This is a genomic window from Paradesulfitobacterium aromaticivorans (assembly GCF_054657415.1).
Map to the genome: position 1 here is coordinate 122925 of NZ_BAAHYT010000011.1, position 21236 is coordinate 144160.

The 21236-nt window shown below is 47.7% G+C and carries 18 protein-coding genes; 17 read left to right on the forward strand and 1 reads right to left on the reverse strand.

Annotation, left to right across the window (positions count from 1 at the left end; genetic code table 11):
* The first annotated feature begins 5 nt into the window (after positions 1-5).
* From ACYQ2N_RS17415 to ACYQ2N_RS17450, 8 genes are all read left to right on the forward strand, one after another.
* Positions 6-1913 (forward strand): TRAP transporter permease, encoded by a 1908-nt coding sequence (locus tag ACYQ2N_RS17415; protein ID WP_460000690.1) that lies wholly within the window; start codon positions 6-8, stop codon positions 1911-1913.
* A 2-nt stretch (positions 1914-1915) separates the two neighbouring features.
* Positions 1916-2158 carry a MoaD/ThiS family protein gene (locus ACYQ2N_RS17420; RefSeq protein WP_460000691.1) on the forward strand — a complete coding sequence of 81 codons (243 nt, stop codon included), beginning with the start codon at positions 1916-1918 and terminating at the stop codon, positions 2156-2158.
* Positions 2159-2191: 33 nt separating this feature from the next.
* A complete protein-coding gene (locus tag ACYQ2N_RS17425) occupies positions 2192-4024 on the forward strand; it encodes an aldehyde ferredoxin oxidoreductase family protein (protein WP_460000692.1) in 1833 nt (610 codons plus the stop codon).
* Between the two features lie 42 nt (positions 4025-4066).
* Positions 4067-4621, forward strand: a complete 555-nt coding sequence (locus ACYQ2N_RS17430) for a cupin domain-containing protein (RefSeq protein ID WP_460000693.1) — start codon at positions 4067-4069, stop codon at positions 4619-4621.
* A gap of 19 nt (positions 4622-4640) precedes the next feature.
* Positions 4641-5366 (forward strand): maleate cis-trans isomerase family protein, encoded by a 726-nt coding sequence (locus tag ACYQ2N_RS17435; protein ID WP_460000694.1) that lies wholly within the window; start codon positions 4641-4643, stop codon positions 5364-5366.
* A 65-nt stretch (positions 5367-5431) separates the two neighbouring features.
* Positions 5432-6490, forward strand: a complete 1059-nt coding sequence (locus tag ACYQ2N_RS17440) for a Bug family tripartite tricarboxylate transporter substrate binding protein (protein WP_460000695.1) — start codon at positions 5432-5434, stop codon at positions 6488-6490.
* Positions 6491-6598: 108 nt separating this feature from the next.
* Positions 6599-7126 (forward strand): cupin domain-containing protein, encoded by a 528-nt coding sequence (locus ACYQ2N_RS17445; protein WP_460000696.1) that lies wholly within the window; start codon positions 6599-6601, stop codon positions 7124-7126.
* Between the two features lie 8 nt (positions 7127-7134).
* Positions 7135-7980 (forward strand): UbiD family decarboxylase domain-containing protein, encoded by an 846-nt coding sequence (locus tag ACYQ2N_RS17450; RefSeq protein WP_460000697.1) that lies wholly within the window; start codon positions 7135-7137, stop codon positions 7978-7980.
* 71 nt (positions 7981-8051) lie between these two features.
* Here the strand turns inward: ACYQ2N_RS17450 and ACYQ2N_RS17455 are convergent, their stop codons facing one another.
* On the reverse strand, positions 8052-9224 hold the full coding sequence (locus ACYQ2N_RS17455) for an MFS transporter (RefSeq protein WP_460000698.1): 1173 nt from the start codon (positions 9222-9224) through the stop codon (positions 8052-8054).
* Between the two features lie 536 nt (positions 9225-9760).
* Here ACYQ2N_RS17455 and ACYQ2N_RS17460 point away from each other — a divergent pair.
* The 9 genes from ACYQ2N_RS17460 (at position 9761) to ACYQ2N_RS17500 (ending at position 21208) form a co-directional block, all read left to right on the forward strand.
* A complete protein-coding gene (locus ACYQ2N_RS17460) occupies positions 9761-11374 on the forward strand; it encodes a UbiD family decarboxylase (protein ID WP_460000699.1) in 1614 nt (537 codons plus the stop codon).
* Between the two features lie 74 nt (positions 11375-11448).
* Complete coding sequence (locus tag ACYQ2N_RS17465; protein WP_460000700.1) at positions 11449-12510, forward strand: ornithine cyclodeaminase family protein; 1062 nt, start codon at positions 11449-11451, stop codon at positions 12508-12510.
* A 57-nt stretch (positions 12511-12567) separates the two neighbouring features.
* Positions 12568-14484 (forward strand): TRAP transporter permease, encoded by a 1917-nt coding sequence (locus tag ACYQ2N_RS17470; RefSeq protein WP_460000701.1) that lies wholly within the window; start codon positions 12568-12570, stop codon positions 14482-14484.
* A 111-nt stretch (positions 14485-14595) separates the two neighbouring features.
* Positions 14596-15642 (forward strand): TAXI family TRAP transporter solute-binding subunit, encoded by a 1047-nt coding sequence (locus ACYQ2N_RS17475; RefSeq protein ID WP_460000702.1) that lies wholly within the window; start codon positions 14596-14598, stop codon positions 15640-15642.
* 135 nt (positions 15643-15777) lie between these two features.
* On the forward strand, positions 15778-17211 hold the full coding sequence (locus ACYQ2N_RS17480) for a UbiD family decarboxylase (protein ID WP_460000703.1): 1434 nt from the start codon (positions 15778-15780) through the stop codon (positions 17209-17211).
* Between the two features lie 48 nt (positions 17212-17259).
* Positions 17260-18318, forward strand: coding sequence for a Bug family tripartite tricarboxylate transporter substrate binding protein (locus tag ACYQ2N_RS17485; RefSeq protein ID WP_460000704.1), 1059 nt, complete (start codon positions 17260-17262; stop codon positions 18316-18318).
* 66 nt (positions 18319-18384) lie between these two features.
* The gene (locus ACYQ2N_RS17490; RefSeq protein WP_460000705.1) at positions 18385-19869 is read left to right on the forward strand and encodes a tripartite tricarboxylate transporter permease; all 1485 of its coding nucleotides are present in this window, start codon (positions 18385-18387) and stop codon (positions 19867-19869) included.
* Positions 19870-19873: 4 nt separating this feature from the next.
* Positions 19874-20512 (forward strand): tripartite tricarboxylate transporter TctB family protein, encoded by a 639-nt coding sequence (locus tag ACYQ2N_RS17495; RefSeq protein ID WP_460000706.1) that lies wholly within the window; start codon positions 19874-19876, stop codon positions 20510-20512.
* 81 nt (positions 20513-20593) lie between these two features.
* Positions 20594-21208, forward strand: coding sequence for a cupin domain-containing protein (locus ACYQ2N_RS17500; RefSeq protein WP_460000707.1), 615 nt, complete (start codon positions 20594-20596; stop codon positions 21206-21208).
* Positions 21209-21236: the final 28 nt, after the last annotated feature.

The following is a 21236-nucleotide window of genomic DNA, read 5'->3' on the forward strand; positions in this document are numbered from 1 at the left end:
TCATGATGTTAATCGAGCGCGTTTTGAAAGTTGCCGACTGGTTGGCAGTTTTGACCACAGTTTTTATCGTTTTATATACCGTTCGTTTTTTTGATATTTTTTTGGGTTTCGAAATATTTCCCATGGGTTTTGTGGCTTTTACTAGTGGATTGATTTTGGCACAGGTTTTTTTGCGTAAGCGCGTAACAAAATCCAAAGAGAATAGCAGTATTCCATGGTATGACTTTATTTTAGCCGCCTTAAGTATTGTGGTTGGCGCATATGTCATCATAAACGCCGAACGGATTGTCACGACTATGGGATTACCCAGTTTAGGGGAAATTGTATTGGGTATCGTCGCAATCGTATTTTTTATGGAAGGCGCTCGTCGAACGGTTGGATTAGCTTTAACAATCATTGCAGCAGCTTTCGTAGCGTACGCTTTTTTGGGTTCTTACATTCCGGGCCCTTTGAATATTGCAGAATTCGGCACGGCGCGGATTATAGGACATTTATATCTTTTTTCAGATGGAATGTTCGGTGTAATTGCCCGCACAATCGTGACGATGGTAGCCGTTTATATGTTGTTTGCTCAGTTTCTTACGGAAACAGGGCTTGGTAAATTTATTATTGATATAAGCAACGCTTTGGTGGGCAACGTAAGAGGAGGTCCGGCCAAAATAGCGATATTCGCCAGCGCAGGCTTTGGTATGATATCAGGAAGCGCTGTAGGAAATGTAGCGACTACGGGAGTTTTCACCATCCCGTTGATGAAAAAACTTGGTTATAAAGCTGAGTTTGCTGGTGCCGTAGAGGCCGTCAGTTCTACCGGCGGGGCAATCATGCCCCCGATTATGGGAACTGTAGCGTTTATCATGGCTGACATGTTGTCGATTCCTTATCGTCAGGTAATTACTATGGCAATAATACCAGCATTACTTTATTACATGACCTTATTTATCCAAGTTGACTTAGAAGCTGCAAAACTAAATCTAAAAGGGATTGATAGAGTAAACTTGCCCAATGTCCGATCGATCTTATTGGAAGGCTGGTATTATATCATTCCTATGACTGTGTTTTTTTTCGAACTCCTATGGGTTAAAAATGATGCAATTTTATCAGCTTTGATTACAATTGTAGCCCTAGTCATAGCCAACCTTCTGTTTGGAAAAGAAAAGCTTAACCTGGTAAAAATCTATAATGCTCTCAAGAATACTATACTGGAATCAATGATGTCAATTATCGGGATCGCCGGTGCCGCAGGGTGCGTTGTAGCAGTTGTGTCTCTTACGGGATTAGGTGTCAAACTCTCAAGTTTTTTAGTTGATATTTCCGGCGGCTCATTGATATTGCTTCTCTTGTTTACGGCCATAGTTAATTATATTTTGGGCATGGGCTTACCATGGTCTGCCAGTTTTCTGCTTCTGGTGGTTCTCGTGGCACCTGCCCTAGAAGCAGCCGGTGTGGATCAAACGATTGCGTATTTCTTTATTCTCTGGACGGGGTTATATTCGTTTATAACTTGGCCCGTTGCTGTTGCCGGTTATGTTGCGTCTTCAATCGCCGAAAGCAACGTGGCACAGACATGTCTCACGGCCATGAGGCTTGCTATGGCGAGTTATATTATCCCGTTTGCGATGATATTCAACCGAGGTTTGGTAATGCAAGGAGGGGGATTAGAAATACTCCATTCCGTAGTTACCGCAATTATCGGCCTGGGAATAGGTGCTATCGGATTTAGCGGCTATTTAGATCTCGGCGGCAAGCTGACTTGGTTTGAACGAGTACTTTATATCGTAGGTGGTATCTTGCTCGCTGCTTCTACCAATATCCTGTGGGAAGGTGTTTCCGTGGTATTAATTGGTGTAGCTTTGGTTAAGAGTTGGAGTCGTCACAAAGCCAATAAATCTGAGTTAAACGTACAAAGTATATAACGATGCTAGTTGAGATTAAATTTTACGGCGGTATGGAAAGTTTTATTGAGGGAATAAGCACTAATTCCGGGAAAATCATTCAGGTAGAGGTTGTAGAGGGTTTTACGGTAAGGATGGTACTGAACAAACTGGGTATTTCAGAAGAAGGTATTTTTTTCTTATTAAACGATGTCTTTGAAGATTACGATACTTGTTTGGCCAATGGTGATCGAATTTCTCTTTTTCCGGCGATTTTCGGTGGCTAATAACAATTTATTATAACAAAGGGGTGAAATGGTATGTTGGGTTATGCCGGACGGTGGGCTCAAGTTGATCTTACGAATCACACGGTAGACTACATTGAATTACCGGAAAAAGTTTTAAGGGATTATTTGGGCGGAACCGGCATCGGAGCTAAGTTATTATTTGACCAAGTTCAGCCGGGAGCTGAGTGGGATAGTCCCGAAAATTATATTATCATTGCCGGGGGCCCCTTAAACGGTACCCACTTAGCCGGAGCCGGAGCTTTTTCAGTTGTAACTAAAGGCCCCTTGACGAATGGAGCCACTTCGACTCAGGCTAATGGTTTCTTTGGCGCCTATTTGAAGACCTCTGGATTTGATGGCTTGATCATTCATGGATCCTCTAGCGCCTGGGTATATCTGTACCTTCACGATGGAATAGTGGAAATTCGAGAAGGTGGTTTGCTAAAAGGATTGGATACTCAGGATTCCGAAGAGAAGGTAAAAGAGCTAATTAAAAGACCAGGTCTAAAATCAAGTGTGTTTAGTATAGGCCCAGCGGGTGAAAACTTAGTAAGATTTGCCTCCTTAGTTGGCGATCGTGGTCATGTTGCGTCCAAAAACGGGATTGGGGCAGTATTAGGAAGCAAAAAACTCAAAGCAATAGCTGGAGAACGTGGAACCTATAAGACGGCGATACATGATTCGGAAAGGATGTCTGAATTAGCTAGGTCAATGGTTGAGCAAACCAGAAATGACCCGAAGAGCGGTAAAACATTCAATCGGGGCACTTCGCATCTACTGGGTATGTACTTTAATACCGGTTTACTACCCTATAAGAATCTAACGTCCAATGTAATCGGTGAAGAGTACCTTAAGCTGGGAGGCGAATACTACCGAGAGCGATTTGAATTAAAGCGGGACACATGCTGGGCTTGCCCCAGTAACCACTGCAATGTCATTAAAGTGACAGAAGGTCCTTACGCGGGATTCGTTGGCGATGAGCCGGAATACGAGCTTTTTGCCGGCATGGGAACGCTGATTGGCCAGAGTGACCCGGGGGCCGTGGTTATGCTTTCCAATCTATGTGATAGGTTGGGCTTTGATGGTAACGAAACAAGTTGGTTAATGGCTTTTATGATTGAGTGTTTTGAACGGGGGTTACTGAATTTAAAAGATACGGATGGTCTGGAATTACGATGGGGTAATGTAGAAACAGTTCGTTCCTTATTGGCAAAAATAGCTGTGCGGGAAGGGATTGGCAACCTATTGGCTGAGGGTGTGATGCGGGCTGCTGAAAACTTAGGTGGAGAAGCGGAAAACTTAGCTGTATATCTAAAAAAAGGGCATGCTCCCCGGGGACACGATCATCGATCACGCTGGTTCGAAATGTTTGATGCGGCAACCTCTGGTACCGGTACTATTGAAAGTATTGGCCTAAATATTTCTGATCCTTTTTCACCGACTGCTCTAGCAGAAGGAATTGTTAAAGGAAAGCCGAGAAATTTTGTCGATTCATTAGTGGTCTGTATGTTTCCGACACGAACCATGACTTCGGCTGGAGTTGACCATCTTGTCGAAATGCTTAAGGCAACGACCGGGTGGGACTATACCACTGAAGAAGCGTTTACCATGTCGCTAAGGGTAGTTAATTTGTTGAGGGCATTTAACATACGGCACGGAATTACTCCGGATTTTGAATACCCTTCACCAAGGTATGGTTCGGTTCCGGTAGATGGACCTGCCATAGGTAAAGATGTTATGAAGATTTGGGATGAAACTCTAGACCACTATTATAAATTAATGGGTTGGGATAGATTGACTGGAAGGCCAAGGCCGGACACTCTACAAGAACTTGGATTGGATGACATTATAAAGGACTTATATTAGGTAAAAGCAACGTTGAAAGATTAAAAGGTGGAGGTGCAAGTCATGGGCGAAGAAAAAGATCAGACACATGTACATGGAGAAGAAAAATGGGAACAGTGGAAAAAAGAACGAACTTATGTCAGAGCGCTCAAAGGTGTTTATGGTGAGGTGTACAAACAGCTTTTAGAAAAACCCCGGGTTTACAAGAGCGAAAACTGGAAGTGGAAAGGAGGCCCCCGTTTTTATCATCGGGCAGTGATTAACCCTGAAAGCGTAGAAATAACTCAGATGATCGAGGGGCACATTGATGTCATTGCTCCGGGCTCAGCAGGACAAAAACACGGTCACATGAACAGTGCTGCTTTTATTATTCTAGAAGGTAAAGGCTATGATATTCATGATGGGGTACGTTATGACTGGGAAAAGGGCGATGTTTGTATAGTGGATAATGCATCAGTTCACCAGCATTTTAACAGCGATCCAGAAAAACCTGTCAAAGTTATTGTATTTAAGGCTAAACCGCTGTTTCTTTTTGCCCATATGATTTTTCAAAAGGTTGTTGAATATCCATCGAAAGACCCAGTACCAGGATTTCCGGATTTTTATCCGGAAGGTTAATCGTAGGAGGATCAATTAAATGTACGGTTGGCGTGGCAAGATTGGGCATGTATCTCCTTCCCGAGGAGATACTATGGTTCATGAATTTTACCAAATTGCGCCGGACGGGATGATGTTTCTCAACACTACGGGGCAAATCAGGCAATTGGATAAACAAGATCTTCAGAATCAATATGAACATCTTGAATGGGCAGCTAAAGATCTTGTAGAGGCTGGCGCTAATGTAGTCTTGTTGGGCGGAGGGCCAATATTCTCCGGAAAAGGGTATGAGAAAGCGCGGGAAATATGCCTTCAGCTGGAGGATAAGCTGGGGGTTCCGGTGCAGACTACTATCTGTGCGGCAGTAGAAGCCATGAAAAATCTTGCAATAAACAAAGTAGTTATCGCCTCACCCTATGAAGAGGAACACAATAATAAAACGAAGGCATTTCTTGAGGAGGCAGGGTTTATTGTTTTATACGCAAAAGGATTAGGAATTAAAAAAAATTCTATTATAGGTAATTTGCCGACCTATGCTTCTTATCAATTAGCTAAGGAAGCGTTCTATCAGGCAGAGGATGCAGATTGTGTTTACATGCCGTGTGGACGCTGGCCAACAGTAGAATACCTCGACGTTTTGGAAGAAGATTTGGGTAAACCAGCCATTAGTAGTACCTCGGCCACTTTCTGGTACGCTTTTAAAGCCTTGAAGACCAAGGCCCCAATTAAGGGTTTTGGTATGCTATTAGACTCCCTAGGAGAATGAATAGTCAGCGGCGTCTGGTAGGAAAGGCATAGAGAAATTTTAATTGAGAAGGAGTCGTGTATAAAATGATGAGAAAACAACTGAGAAATGTTTCAAAAATTCTTAGTTTGAGCTTGATATTTTTATTGCTGTTGGTTGGTTGTGCAACAAAACAAACCCAATCCGGGGTCGCTAAAGAAACACCTTCAACGAATACTGCCGTAAAGGCAGACTACGAGTTCTATAATGGCAAAACAGTGACTTTTATAGTTGCAACTAAAGCAGGCGGTGGGTATGATACGTATGCAAGGTTTGTAGCTCCATATTTACAAAAATATCTTCCTGGAAGTACGGTAATTGTAAAGAATGTTCCGGGTGCAGGTCATGTTATCGGCGCAAATGATATTTACACTGCTAAGCCGGACGGATTAACTATAGGGACTTTTGATAAGGGTTTGATTATAACCCAATTGGTAGGCCAAGAAGGGGTTAAGTTTGATTTAAATAAGTTTACGTGGCTGGGCAATGCGACTAGTGAACCTAGAGTTTTTATCGTCGGAGCAAATAGTCCTTTCAAATCTGTGGAGGATATGAAAAAGGACAAAGCTATCAAACTTGGAGGTACAGGACCCGGTAGTTCTAGCACTAACGATGCTTTGATTTTAAGCAATATTTTAGGGCTTAATATGAAGTTGATAAATGGTTATGGCGGTCAAGAACAAGATTTGGCTATGATGCGTGGTGAAATTGATGGACAAATTGGAGCATATAGTTCAATGCAAACAATGTTGGACAATAAGGAAGCAATAGCTGTTTTATCTATTGGAATGAAGCTCGGTACCATCCCGAATCTGAGGGATCTTGCTCCTGTGGATAAGAAACCACTGGTTGATTTGGAGGAATCACAGGCCCAATTGTCCAGGTTAATGGCAACCACTCCTGGAATTCCAGAAGGAAGAGTGGTAGCATTGAGAGAAGCCATACAAAAGGCTTTTACGGATCCAGAATTACTTGCTAAGGCTGATAAAGCCAAACTGCCAATTGATTTTATGAATGGTGAAGAAACTGGCAAGCTTGTGAGTTCCGCTTTGACTCAAACTCCAGAGATTAAAAAACTTATAAAAGATATTACAAGTACAAAATGATAAGACAGACCGGGTATGTGGTTTGTTGCATGTGGGCTGTTCAGGTATTATTAGTGCAACATTTTGTTAATGGAGGACCTTTTTCCGAATTCAAAAAGGAGGAATAAAATGGTTGAACAAGCAAAAAGTACCTATTATCAAGACTCTTTAAAACAGTCACAAGAATTCCGAAAAATGTATGCTGGACAGAAGACCATTATAAAATCCCAGGATATGTTATGGGAAGATAGTCCCCAGGGTCGAATCAAACATATGGTGAACGACACAATGGATACTAAGGAATATTGTCTCGATATCTATCAACAAGACTTAGAGCCTTCTGGTCGATCGGGGAAACACCGTCACTTATCTGAGGAGATACTCTATGTACTTGAAGGTAAAGGTTACGATCTGCATTGGGATGTTAAGTTTGACTGTGGAGATGATTATATCTGGGATTGGGAAACCGAACCACAAAAATGTGAGTGGGAAGCAGGAGACTTTATCTATGTTCCACCCTACACCATTCATCAGCATTTTAATGCAGATTCAACTAACCCTGCTCGTTTTCTCTCTTGCACCAGCAGGATTGTAAAAGCCATGGGATTTGACTGGTTTGAGCAGTTAGAGAACGCCCCGGAATTTAAACAAGATTAAACAAACTTTTGATACTGGGGCATGACCCCTTGCTCCTGGTCGTCGCTGGATTACCGATTGATGCGGAAATCGGGGAAAATAATTATACAAGTGCGATGTTAGCAGAAAGCATAGAGGTAATGTCCGGCGTGATAACAGGCTTGCCTTTCCACCCGGTAGTGAGATTGTGTTGGAAGGGGAATGTCTGCCGTCTGACAATTTGTCTGAGGGTCCATTTGGGAAGTGGACTGGTTATTATGCGGGAGGTCGTGGAGAAGCTCATGGCTTTTCGGGTTAAAGGAATTATGCATCGCAAGGATCCAATTATTGTAGGGTGTTCTCCGGCGAGCCGGGGGGATGAATATGAAATTATGTATTACCGGGCTTTTCTGCGCTCAGCTATGATTAAGAAAATCCTGCGGGCAGCTGGCGTCCCCGGTGTACGTGCCGTATGGACTCCAGAGGTTGGAGGTACCCGGTTGATTGTTATTGTCTCTATCAAACAACAATATGCCGGACATTCCAAACAAGCAGCATACATCGCTTCCCTATGCCGTGACGGAGCTTACTTAGGAAGGTATGTTGTAGTAGTAGATGAAGATATTGATCCAACTGATATGAACGAAGTGCTGTGGGCTATGTATACCAGGGTAGATCCGCAACGCGACACGGAGGTGATTAGCCGAACCTGGAGCAGTCGTCTGGATCCAATTTTATCGGGAGACTCGTCACCCGCATATAATGCCTATTTTAACTCGCGAATGATAATTGATGCGTGTAAACCGTATGAAAAGAGAGAAAGTTTTCCGCAGCGGATCAGTTATAACCGAGAAATAATACAACAAGTCCATGAAAAGTGGAAAGCGCTATTCTAAAGAAAAATTATTTGGCAGGATAGACGGGTGGCTGCATGGATAATGCGTCCACCTGTTTTGTCCGTCTGGTATTAGGCCTTCAAACTCTCCTTCATCCGCCCAAACCCCAGGTAGAGCAAAATCGCGATCCCGGCCGGAACCATGGCCCAGAGATAAATCGCCTGATAACTGGTCAGTTCGGCAACGGCACCCCAGATCATTGACCCAATCCCTATGCCCAAATCAAAACCGACCATAAAGGTAGCATTGGCTGCCCCGCGGCGAAAAGGAGGGACAGTGCGTACGGCCATGGCCTGTAAGGAAGGCTGAACTGCTCCGAATCCAAGGCCGTAGATAACTGCTGCCACTAGAAATGCGCTTAGGGAAGTAGAAAAATACAGGATGAGCATGGTGGCCAATACTCCGAGCATTCCGGGTATAACGGCTGCGGAATACCCTTTGTGGTCAGCGAGCCGACCGAAAGCAGGACGGGAGATCATTAGGGCGATGGCATAGATGGTAAAAAACAAACCGATGTTCTGCACTCCGCGCGAGTCGGCATAGAGAGCGATGAAAGCGACAACTGAGCCGTAGGTCATTGTGACAAACAGTATCACAAGTCCGGGCATAAGGGCAGACTTCTCAAACATGTTTGATTTACGGGGAGAGGTTCCCGTGTCAAGCGTGTGATACGTTATGGGAAATGCAAGTACTAAAGTGACTATTACCGCAGCCGTAGAAATCATAAACACGGTATCGAACCCAGACCATTTCATGATACTTAAACCTAGGGCTGGCGCTAACGCCATGGACAGAGAGTTGGTCAGGCCAAAGAAACCCATGCCCTCACCCAAACGGGATTTCGGAATAATATCTGAGGCTATGGTGCCGGAGGCGGTGCTGGCAGCACCCCAGCCGAAGCCGTGAATAAAACGGAGAACGAGTAAGAACAGAACTGTCGGAACCCAGTGGTAAGCGATCACTGATAGTAGAAATAGAACTAGCCCGCTAATATACACGCCTTTGCGCCCATGTTGATCCAGCAAACGACCTGCGATAGGCCTCATCAAAACAGCAGACAGAGTAAAAACCCCAACCACCAGACCGGCTGAGGCGTTTGTTCCCCCGAGTTTTGTGGCATACACGGGCAGGACGGGGAGAAGCATTTGAAATCCGAGGAAGATAAAAAAGTTAGCTAATGTGATCAGTATGAAATCTTTGGTCCACAGCGTTTGCTGTTCAGCGATGTTAGGGCTCGCAGACAAGATAATACCCCCTCTCATTACGTACGGTAGTCGATTTACTCGTCTACCGTAAATATTATTTTATCACAACAAGCCGCATTATCCATGCTTTTGCATTCATTTGATAATCACTTGTTCCATCTTGTCTTATGTGTCTTTTCCTTTTATGTTTCTGTTCGAGGCTTGACGAAGCGATAAGAAAGTAAGTCTCATTAATATGGATTTATTCTGCAGGGCGAGTGGTCTTTCGGAAGGCCTATCTCAAGCCGGTTTCAACATAAAATTTGCTTCTGATATTCACCCTGTTTACTCCCAAACATATAAGCACTGTGGTTACACCTTTTTGATTTCTGCGGAATTAAAACTGCACCTAAATCAAACTGAAATCTATCTTATCTTTGCCTCCGGGTATGCCCGGAGGTTTTTTGTCTGTACAAAAATCCCATTATTTGAGCAAGATTACCAATTGTGGGAGGAAGTATTGAGAGATATAATTCTATAAACTTGGCGAGCTTATGCTTGGACAGATTTCATTCAAAGGTAGGTGGTTGTCCCAGATGCGAAAATATTCGGATATTCAGGAACATCTTGCCAATTTGGAGGCAAAAGGGTTATTAATCCGGGTTGCCAAAGCCATAAACAAGAACACGCACTTGCATCCTCTGGTGCGGTGGCAGTATCGGGGCGGAATCCCGGAAGCTGAGCGCAAGGCCTTTCTATTTGAAAACGTGGTTGATGGCAAAGGACGGAATTATCCGATCCCGGTGGCGGTGGCCGCATTAGCGGGGAATAAAGAAATTTATGCCACAGGCCTGCAATGCGCGGTGGAGGAAATCGGGCACAAGTGGACTGAAGCCCTGGCTCACCCGATTCCTTCCGTCTTACTGGACTCAGGCCCGGTTCAGGAAGTGATTCATTTAGGAGCTGAGCTTACTCAAGAGGGCGGCGGTTTTGACGAGTTTCCGGTACCCATCTCCACTCCAGGCTTTGACAATGCTCCCTTTACCACCTGTTCGCACTGGATTACAAAAGATCCCGAGACAGGTATCCCGAACATGGGAAATTACCGGGGGCACATTAAGGCCCGCACCAAGATCGGAATGTATGCCAATATTGGTCAGGCTCAGGACATCATCGTGCATTTAGAAAAATGTCGGGAATTAGGCATACCCCTGCGGGCTGCGTTGGTGGTGGGCGCGCCCCCTGTTGTTTCGTATGCCGCCGTGCAGAAGGTTCCATATGGCCTGAATGAAATGGATGTGGCCGGGGGCCTGGCTGGGGAGCCGATCAGAATGGTCAAATGTAAAACCGTTGACCTCGAGGTGCCTGCGGAGGCGGAGATTGTATTCGAGGGTGTGATCTGCACGGATGTGCTCGAACCTGAGGGCCCTTTTGGGGAATCACATGGGTATATGCACCCGCGGCACTTAAGCACCTTTATGGAAGTGACCTGTATCACTCATAAAAAGAAGCCGGTTTGGGTTTCATTCATTAGCCAGGTTACTCCCAGCGAAAGCAGCGTCATCAAAAAAGTTGGGTACGAGCCTCTGTTTACAGACTACTTAAAGCGCACTCTTAATTTAAGAAGTGTGGTCAGGGTTTCCATGCACGAGCCTTTGACTAATTTGCGCAAGGTTATCATTATTCAGATGCATAAACCGAAGGAAGCCGAGGTCTGGCGGGCGCTGTTCGGGGCGATGAGCTACCGTCAGGAGCTTGGCAAGCTGATTATTGCGGTGGATGAGGACATCGATCCGGAAAATATGGATGCGGTGATGTGGGCTTTGAGCTACCGCATGAAGCCCCATCGCGATGTCAGAATTATTGAGGGTAAAGTTAAAGGGCATGCGCCGCCGTTTCTTGATCATGGAAGTATTGAGGAGGAAATGAGGCGGGCTGATGCTGCGGATGATTCCTCCATGTTGATCAACGCGATTTTGAAAGAATCATTCCCTCCGGTTTCCCTGCCCAAAAAGGAGTACATGGAAGAGGCCATGGCTATATGGAACGAGTTAGGGCTGCCCCAGCTAAAGGTCCAGGCTCCTTGGTTTGGGTATTCACTGGGGCAATGGGATGAAGAACTGGAGGAGGAAGCTAAACTAGCTATTCAGGGTGAACATTACAAGACGGGAGAGAAGCTTGCTGCCAGGCAAGTAAGGCTTAAAGAATAACTCCAGATGTTTAGCCGTGGGGCTTAGGTTCAAGAAACACAATGCAGAGGGGCGGGACAAGGAGGAGAACATAAATGCTCGTACTCAGTAACGAAGAGATCAGCGAATTACTAAATATGCCTGAGTGCATCGCCGTGCTCGAACAGGCTTACCAAGATTTAGCGGCGGGGAGGGCCTTATACTCACCCGGGCGCGACAATCTCACCCCCTGCGGTCGGGAGGATGCGTACTACGCTTTCAAACATACAGGCGGGACCTGGCCGAGGCGCGGGATTCAGGCTTTGCGCATTAAATCTGATATCATCAGCCACCCCTTGATTGAAGGAATCCCCTGCCGCGTGAAGCTGCCTTTGGCGGGGGGCCGTTGGGTCGGGCTTGTCCTATTATTTAGCACCGAGACGGGGGAATTACTTTCGATATTCCCGGACGGGGTAGCCCAGCGCATGAGGGTGGGCGGAAGCAGCGGTCTGGGTGTTAAATATATGGCGCGCCCGGATGCCCGCAAGCTGGCTTTGCTAGGCGCAGGCTGGCAGGCCGGTTCTCATCTAATGGCGGCACTGGCTGTACGCCCGATCGAGGAAGTAAAGGTCTTTAGCCTGAGGCAGGAGAGCAGGGAGAGTTTTGCCCGGGAAGCAACTGGCAAGTATAGTATCCGCATTCAGTCAGTAGACACCCCCGAGGAATGTGTGCAGGATGCAGATATCATTCTGGCGGCCACCTCTTCCATGGTGCCGGTGCTTAAGCCGGAGTGGCTTAAGCGAGGGGTGCATATCGGGTGTATCAAACCGCAGGAGATAGACGGAGCGGTGATTGACCGCTGTGACCGGCTCGTGGTTCATGTCAAGGATAAGAGTCAGCCGGATAATGTCATGCCCGGTACTCCCAGTGTCATCAAAAACCACGGCTGGTGGAAGGAGGAGAAGTACCGGATAGAGAGGTTCCCGGACTTGGCGGACTTAATCTCCGGACGGGCAGGAGGAAGGAAAAAAGCGGACGAAGTTACGTGCTTTTATAACAATGATGGCCTGGGTTTACAGTTTGCCGCTGTCGGATCTCTGATTCTCGCGCAAGCGGAGGCCCACGGCAAGGGGAGCAACCTACCCCGTGAGTGGTTTACAGAATCTGTTCATCCTTAGAGATTGCTTCGGCTAATTCCGTTATAGAAGCATTGAAGTAAAAAGGGGGACTGTTAAATGCGCTGGATTAAGGCAGCCTTTGGTCTATTGCAGGCAGGAAGACACCGGAAACCCGATGGATTCTGGCGTTACGCTGCCGCTGCCCTCGCACTTATGACAGCAGGATTTGAGTTCGTTTCTTTAACCATGTTGAGACTGAATCCCTACATTCTAGGGATCGTGTTTTTAAGCTTGATGCTCCCAATCGTGTATATTCTGCACGGAGCCCGACCTACGAGCAAAGAAAGGCCATCCGTTCCTGACATCATACTTATGCTCTTATCCATTGCTGCCGGGGTCTATGTTGTAAGCCACAGCGATTATTTTCTCACACGCTGGCCGATGGCCAGTCCGCTCTCGGTTGCGGATTTGTTCTTTGGCGCAGTCATTATCGTAGTTTCCTTCGAAAGCTGCCGCCGTACGTTTGGCACGGGGCTTACAACCGTAGTGCTGGTGGCGGTGATGTACGCGGTATTCGGCCATTTATTGCCGGGTGCTTTTTCCCATACAAAAATTTCATTACCCGGCTTTGTAGACCAAATGTCTTACACTCTCAACGGGGTCATGGGCTCACCTTTGCAAACGGCTGCAACCTATATTTTTGTGTTTGTAACCTTTGGCATATTCCTGGACGCCTCCGGGGGAGGGGAATTTTTTTTCAACTTAGCCAACGCTGCGGCTGGGAAGACAGTAGGAGGACAGGCCAAAGTGACAGCGATAGCCTGCGGCTTGTACGGTATGATCTCCGGCAGCCCCACCTCAGATACGGTCACAGTCGGCTCCTTTGCTATTCCCAACATGAAACGTGCAGGATATGACTCTGTTTATGCCGGGGCAGTGACAGCAGTAGCAGCCACCGGCGGGGCGATTGTCCCCCCGGTGATGGGGGCGGCAGCTTTCCTGATGGCCGAACTTACCGGGATTCCGTATGCCGAAATTGCAATTGCCGCTATCATTCCTGCAGTTTTCTATTATTTGGGAATTATCTTGCAGGTGCATTTTCACACTTTGCGCACGAATCCACTCACAGACACCAGCATCGAAACAGTCGCCTTGAAAGAGGTGCTGAAGCAAAGTTATTACCTGCTTCCCCTGGTAATTCTTGTAATTATGCTGTTTAGAGGGTTTACCCCGGTTTATGCAGGAATTATCGCCATCTTGAGCACGGTTGTGGTGAGCTGGACGAGGAAGCAAACGCGGATGGGACCACACAAAATCCTCATGACTGTGATCAACAGCAGCTATGGGGTGGCCCCACTGGCGGCAGTTACTGCCGCTGCCGGGCTTGTGGTTGGCAGCATAATGGTTACAGGGTTGGCCAGTAAGTTTATGGTGTTAATCGACACTCTCTCTGGTGGTTTTGTGCCCTTGGCTCTTCTTGTGGGAGCAGTGGTATTAACTATTTTAGGAATGGGTATGCCTCTGGCACCGGTTTATATTTTGGGTGCGGTGTTGGTTGCTCCGGTATTTATAAAACTTGGCTTTTCAATTAAGCTCTCTCATATGTTTGTGGTTTATTACGCGTCATTGTCAGCCATTACCCCGCCGGTGGCCGTGGCAGCTTATGCAGCAGCAGGAATCGCGAAAGCAGATCCGTGGGCTATTGGGTGGCAAGCCTGTAGACTCGGAATCGTAGCCTATATCGTCCCGTTTATTTTCATGTTTCAACCGGCCTTGATTCTTCAGGGGACACCCAGTGAAGTTATTTTAGCCCTGATCACCGGGACTTTGGGAGTAGTAGCCTTGTCTGCAGCCATCGAAGGTTGGTTGAGGAGAGAAATGCTGACCTGGGAGCGGGTTTTGGCGATAGGAGGAGCACTGTTACTCATGTACCCCGGCTTATTCACAGATGGCATTGGTTTAGGAGTGCTCGTGGTAAGCTTTTTTAGACAATATGCGAATGTAAGCTCATCAAAGCTTAAGCTCGGAGGGTGAGAGGAAAGGCATTTTGTGAGTTAGAAGGAAGTGAGAGAAAGAGGTAAAAGAAGTGACACCAAAAAAACAAATAAATGGATGAAAGACCCAATTTATGAGGAGGCTTGATTAATGAAGAAAAAGTATGCCTGGATGGCGGCAGCCCTCGTTATCAACTTATTATGGTTAAGCGGATGTGGCAGCGGCAGCACCACAACTCCCACGTCCACGTCGGGAAACACGGGTTCGGCCCAACAGCAGTTAGCAGGGGCAGATAAAATCAGTCCGGTCAAGGTGACCTTGGCCGGGGGCTCAGTGGGTGGAAGTTGGTCCGCGATTGGGGAGGCAATCGGAGAAGCCATACGCCAGGTAGCCCCCGGATCATCTTTTGGCTACCAACCCGGTCAAGACGGTGCCAATGCGATTACTGTAGCCACCGGCCAGACTGAGCTTGGGTTTGTGTTCAGTGTCATGGCCAAGGCGGCCTATGAAGGAAATCCTCCCTACAAGCAAAAACTGCCGGATTTGCGAGCGATCGGAACCTTTGGCCCTCTGATCTACCAGACCATAGCCACGGAGAAATCCGGGATCAAAACTTATGCTGACATGAAGAACAGGCCGGTAATCTTGTGCGTCAACACCAAAGACAGCACCCAGGAGACATTGTCTAAGGCTCTCTTGCAAGAACATGGCATTACGTACGCGGATATTGAGAAAAACGGCGGTAAAATTCTTTACCTTTCCAGCAGTGCAGCCCTTGATCTTATGAAGAATGGCCGTGCGGATGCCCGGATCGGGATGGAAATTGCGCCGGAAGCCAAGCTGGCCGAAGCTGCTACTACGACCAAGATGATAATGGTTCAGCCTGACGCGGTTGCAATCAAGAATATTATCAGTAAGTTTCCAGTCCTCCCCGTGACCATCAAGGCGAATACCTATAATTTCCAAAGGGCGGATTTATCAACTTTCGAGGTGCCTGTGACTTTGGTTGCCGGCAAGAATTTGCCCGATAATGTGGCCTATGCTGTGACCAAAGGGTTAGTGGAACAACTTGATTACTTAAAGACGGTGGTTCCAAGCCAAATGTCCAAAGACACCCCTGAAAGCATTGCTAAGACCAGCATCCCTCTTCACCCTGGCGCAGAGAAATATTACAAGGAGAAGGGACTGCTTAAATAAGTTGAGTTTTAGTAAAAATTTGTTCAATTATTTAAGCAAGATCTTTAATAGTTAGAAGATTCAGTTAAGGATATAATCGGTGTAACAAGATGGGAATGATGTTTGGTGGTTTGCTTCATGTGAAGGAGGATGAAAATGGCCTATAAGGACTTACGTGAGTGGTTGAATTTAGTGGAAGAAAAGGGGGAACTAAAAAAGATTGATGGGGCCAGCTGGGACTTGGAGATGGGGGCGATTACGGAGATTATCTACAAAGAGGGCAAGTCTGCGGTGCCGCCCGCGGTATTGTTTGACAAGGTGCCCGGATATGCGGAAGGCTTCCGCACTCTCTTTGGCTTAACCACCTCACCCAAGCGCATGGCCTTAACGCTTGGCTTGCCCGAGGCCAAGAGTGATCTGGATGTCGTGAGGGCTTATCGCGATAAGTTAAAGGACTTAAAACCGATTCCACCTCGGGTTGTGCAAGATGGGCCTGTTCTGGAAAATGTTGATCGTGGCGATGACGTGAATCTTTTCAAATTCCCTGTGCCTTTGATGCACGAACTGGACGGAGGCAGGTACATTGGCACCGCATGTCTGGTCATTACTAAGGACCCGGATGAGGGATGGGTTAATTTCGGTGCGTATCGCGGAATGGTGCATGATGAGAAATCCATGGCTTTCTATGTATCCCCCGGCAAACATGGGATGCTGCACCGGCAGAAATATTTCGACCGCGGTCAGCCTTGCCCGGTGGTAGTATGTGTTGGTGCTGATCCGCTCCTGTTCCTGGCTTCCGGCAACGAGATCCCCTATGGTTTATCAGAATATGATTACGCCGGCGGCTTCAAGGGAGAGCCAATTGACGTGGTGTTAGGGGAATACACCGGGCTGCCGATTCCCGCCAACGCTGAAATTGTGATTGAAGGGGAAGCTATCCCAGGTGACAACTTGGGGGAAGGTCCTTTCGGGGAGTGGACCGGGTATTATGCCAGTGCCGGGCGGCCTGAGCCGGTGATCCGGGTGAAAAATGTCTATTACCGCAATAACCCCATCCTCTGCTGCGCCCGTCCAGGACGTCCGCCGTCAGATTATTCCTATAGCAAATGTGTGGTCAAATCGGCTTTGATTTGGGATGAACTTGAGAAAATCGGGGTTCCCAATGTGCAAGGGGTATGGTGCCATGAGGCCGGTGGGGGCCGCATGTTCAACACCGTTTCCATTAAACAAGCTTACCCCGGGCATTCACGCCAGGCCGGACTGGTAGCAGCCGGGAGCCATGCCGGAAACTATCTGGGACGGTACGTGGTCGTGGTTGACGAAGACATTGACCCCTCCAACACCTTCGATGTGCTGTGGGCGATTGCCTCGCGCTCTGAGCCTACGGAATCGATTGAGATTATCCGCAAGTGCTGGAGTGGCCCGCTTGACCCGAGAATCCCGGTAGGGAGCAAAGGCTTTAACTCGCGGGCAATCATCGATGCCTGCCGCCCGTACGATTGGAAAGACAAATTCCCGCCGGTGGTGGAATCCAGTCCGGAATTGAGAGAGAAAACCCTTCAGAAATGGGAAGATTCCTTATTTGAATAAGGAGATATTTAGGAATCGGAATTTAATCGTTTAGGGAGGTTGACGTCCTTGCGTAAATTTTGGCGGATGCTGGTATCAATTTTATTGGTAGGAACGCTGGGGTTGAGTGTGGCCGGTTGCCAAACCTCACAGAAATCCTCCAATACCCAGGAAAAGAAGGGAACGAAAGAAGATGCCCTGGCCTTTTACAAAGACAAAAACCTTAACTTCATTGTCCCATATAACGCTGGGGGAGGGTATGACCTATACGCGCGTCTCCTGGCTCCATATATCCAAAAATATATTCCCGGGCTGACCGTGGTTGTGCGCAATGTTCCCGGGGGAGGCGGCCTGACGGGGATGAACGAGTTATACCTGGCAAAGGTTGACGGTTTGACGATCGGCATTATGAACGGTGTGGGCATGATTGCTGACCAGGCGGCTAAACAGGCGGGAGTGAAATTCGACTTAAACAAATTCACCTGGCTGGCGCGCTTAAACAACGAACCTAAAGTAATGATTATAGATGCCAGAACCAAATACAAAACGATCGACGATCTTAAGAATGAAAAAGAGACGCTCAAATTCGCCACGAATGGGGTGGGAAGTTCCGAATATGTAACCTTGGAAATCACGAAAAAGCTTTTCCTGCCGCAAATGGATATCGTGTCAGGATATAATACGGCTGCGGAATATGACGTCTCAATGATGCGCGGGGAGGTCTTAGGAAGCTCAGGCAGTGTGAGCAGCAGAATGCCGCTAATCGAGCAAAAGAAAGCGGTACCGGTGCTTCTTTACGGCACCAAGCGTGATCCTGCTTTCCCGGATGTGCCATTAGCTACGGAAATCTCTTCAGGTAAGGATAAAGAGCTGGCGGCAAACTTCGTTACTTTACTCGAACTGGGCCGTGACCTCGCGGCACCGCCCGGGATTCCGGAAGAACGGGCTGAAGTGTTGCGGGAAGCATTTGCCAAAGCTCTGGCCGATCCGGAACTCCTGGGCAAAGCGGAACAATCCAAGTTAGACATTAGTCCTCTTTCCGGTCCCGAGATTGGAGAACTTATGAAGAAATCCTTGCAAATGCCTGAAGACTTAAAGGAGTTAATGACTAAGGCGCTCGCAGGCTAGTATGCTTCTGATCCGGAGCGTCTCTGACGGGGCGCTCCGACAGAAACACAGAAGGGGATGTAAAATATGTCTGATGTCTTGAACGGGCTCCTGCTGGTGTTCGCCTGGCCTACTGTTCTCTATATGTTGATTGGAATTGTCAGCGGGATGTTTTTAGGCCTGTTTCCAGGTTTGGGTGGTCTGTTTACCTTGGCCCTGATGATCCCCTTCATTTACGGCATGCCCCCTGCTCAGGCCTTTGCCTTCCTCTTGGGCTCCCATGCCGTTGTGGCCACGACCGGTGCGATCACCACTATTTTGCTTAACATCCCTCAGTCCGGCCCCGAGGCAGCAGTTCTGCTCGATGGTTTTCCAATGACCCAGCAGGGTCAGGCTAGCCGGGCCTTGGGTGCAGGCATGGCCTCTTCAGCCATTGGCGGGATTGTGGGGGCAATTTTCCTGGCTTTGTTCCTGCCAATCGGGGATAAGTTGGTCTTGGCCTTTGGACCGCCCGAGTTTTTCATGCTGGCTATTTTAGGAATTGTGTTTATTGCTACCGTGGGACATGGTTCTGTTTCCAAAGCTCTGATATCCGGTGGAGTCGGACTTATGTTATCCCTGGTTGGATTTGACCCGATCACCGGGGCTGTGCGCTTTAGTTTCGGTCAACTCTATCTGTATGACGGAATTCACTTGGCCACAGCAGTGATCGGTTTGTTCGGGATAGCCCAGGTCATTCGTATGATGGTCGATGGGGGGAAAATTGCGAATGCGCCCAGCGCCGACCTTGGCAGCGGTATGCTGCAGGGAGTTGGGGACGCTTTTCGCCACTGGTGGCTGGTCGTAAGATGCAGTATCATCGGGACTGTGATAGGGTTTATTCCCGGACTGGGCGGGGATGTCGCCACTTTTGTGGGGTATGGGCATGCTGTTCAAACTTCGAAGAATCCGGAGAAGTTTGGCAAGGGCGCAGTGGAAGGGGTAATCGCTCCTTTGAGTGCCATTCATGCTAAAGAGGGTGGAGCCTTAATTCCTACCCTAGCTTTCGGGATTCCAGGTAGTGGGGCCATGGCGATTTTGCTCGCGGCTTTTTACATCGTAGGGATACACCCTGGTCCGGAAATGTTGCACTCCAATAAAGACCTTCTTTTTAGCATGGTGTGGACTATCATTGTAGCAAATATTATTGCTTCTACGTTGGCAGCTTTATTAGCTGATAAAATGGCCCTGATCACCAGGCTGCGCGTATCCATTCTTGTTCCGTTGGTCTTGGTCTTGGCCATGCTTGGAAGCTACGGAATCACCAGCGCTTTTGAGAGTCTGGTGCTCAGTATCTTCATGGGGTTCCTTGGCTACGAGATGGACCGCCAAGGGTATTCACGACCAGCTCTCATTATCGGGCTGGTTCTCGGCAAAATCACGGAGCAGAACCTTAACTTATCCGTGCGGCTTTACGGGTGGGATTTTATCACCAGGCCGATTACTTTGGTAATCCTCTTAATCATAATCTTTTCTCTCATTTATCCCTGGATCAAGAAAAAACGGCAACAAAGCCGCGCACTGGGGGTGTAAAAGTATGGACGAGAAGAAAGTGCGCGCCCTCGTCTTCGATTTCTTTATGACTCTTCTGACCGGCATGTTTTTCTTTCTTTCATTTACTTACAACCCCAAAGCTCGGTTTGTGCCGCTCATGATTGCCACACCCACTTTCACAATTGCCCTGTGGCGGCTCGTCGTGGGATTGATTGCATGGCAGAAAGGGCGCACGGTGAAAACTGCGGCAGAAATAGGCACTACTTCATCCATGACAGGCACTCCTGAGGATAGTGGGCAAGAAGCTGGAACACCAACATCTGAACCGGTTATGGCCCATGTAGGAATTAAGGCGGAAACGGATCTGATCGCTGAATTAAAGGCCCAGGCCGAAGATATTGCTCATCATAGTCAAACCCCTACTGCTGAAAGCGGCCCGCGCTGGCGCAAAGAACTGATGGCAGTTGCCTGGATTCTACTCTTGTTGGCGATGGTCTGGCTGATCGGATTTATCTGGACGATCCCGCTCTATATCTTTTTGGTCTTGCGGGTACGTTCCAGAGAACCTTGGAAGTTGTCCGTCGGGATTTCCCTGGGGGCTTGGGTGTTCATGTACGCCTTATTTGTTTACTTATTGAAGATTGAGTTTGCCACCGGACTGCTGCTTGGGCTGTTCTTATAGCCTCCGGCAGGAGCAGGTCGGATCAAGTCGCATAGATGAGCCTGATAAGCTGATTAGTTGCAGATGAAAGGAGGTACCGACATGTCTGACAATCATAGCAATGATCGCCGAGAAATTGTACAGGAGTCTGCACTGCATGGGAATAGCCATGAACATGATCACGAGCACGGCCATGAACATGATCTAAGCTGGGAGAGATGGCAGAAACAGCGCCTGTTTGTGCGCGGGCTTAAAGGAGTTTATGGAGAGGTGTACAAGAAACTCCTTGCTGAGCCCAGGGTTTATAAGAGTAGTGATTTCCCCTTCAAAGGGGGTGCCCGGGTATTTGGGAAAAAGATCATTAATCCGGAGAGTGCGGAAGTCACGCAGATGATCGAGACCCATATTGATGTGTATGCACCCAGCAGTGCGAGCCAGAAACACGGTCACATGAACAGTGCAGTCTTCTATATTCTGGAGGGCAAAGGGTATGATGTGCATGACAATGTGCGCCATAACTGGGAAGCGGGGGATGTCTGCATTGTTGCCAACGGGTGTGTGCATCGTCATCATAATTCAGACCCGGCCCGTCCGGCCCGCGTCCTGGTCATGAAGGCCAAACCGTTGTTCCTGTTTGCCCACATGATTTATCAGAAGATAGTGGAATATCCCGATCAGGAACCGTTGCCCGGTTTTGAGAATTTCAAACCAGAGTAAACTTAAAACCTTATCCATTAATTATTGA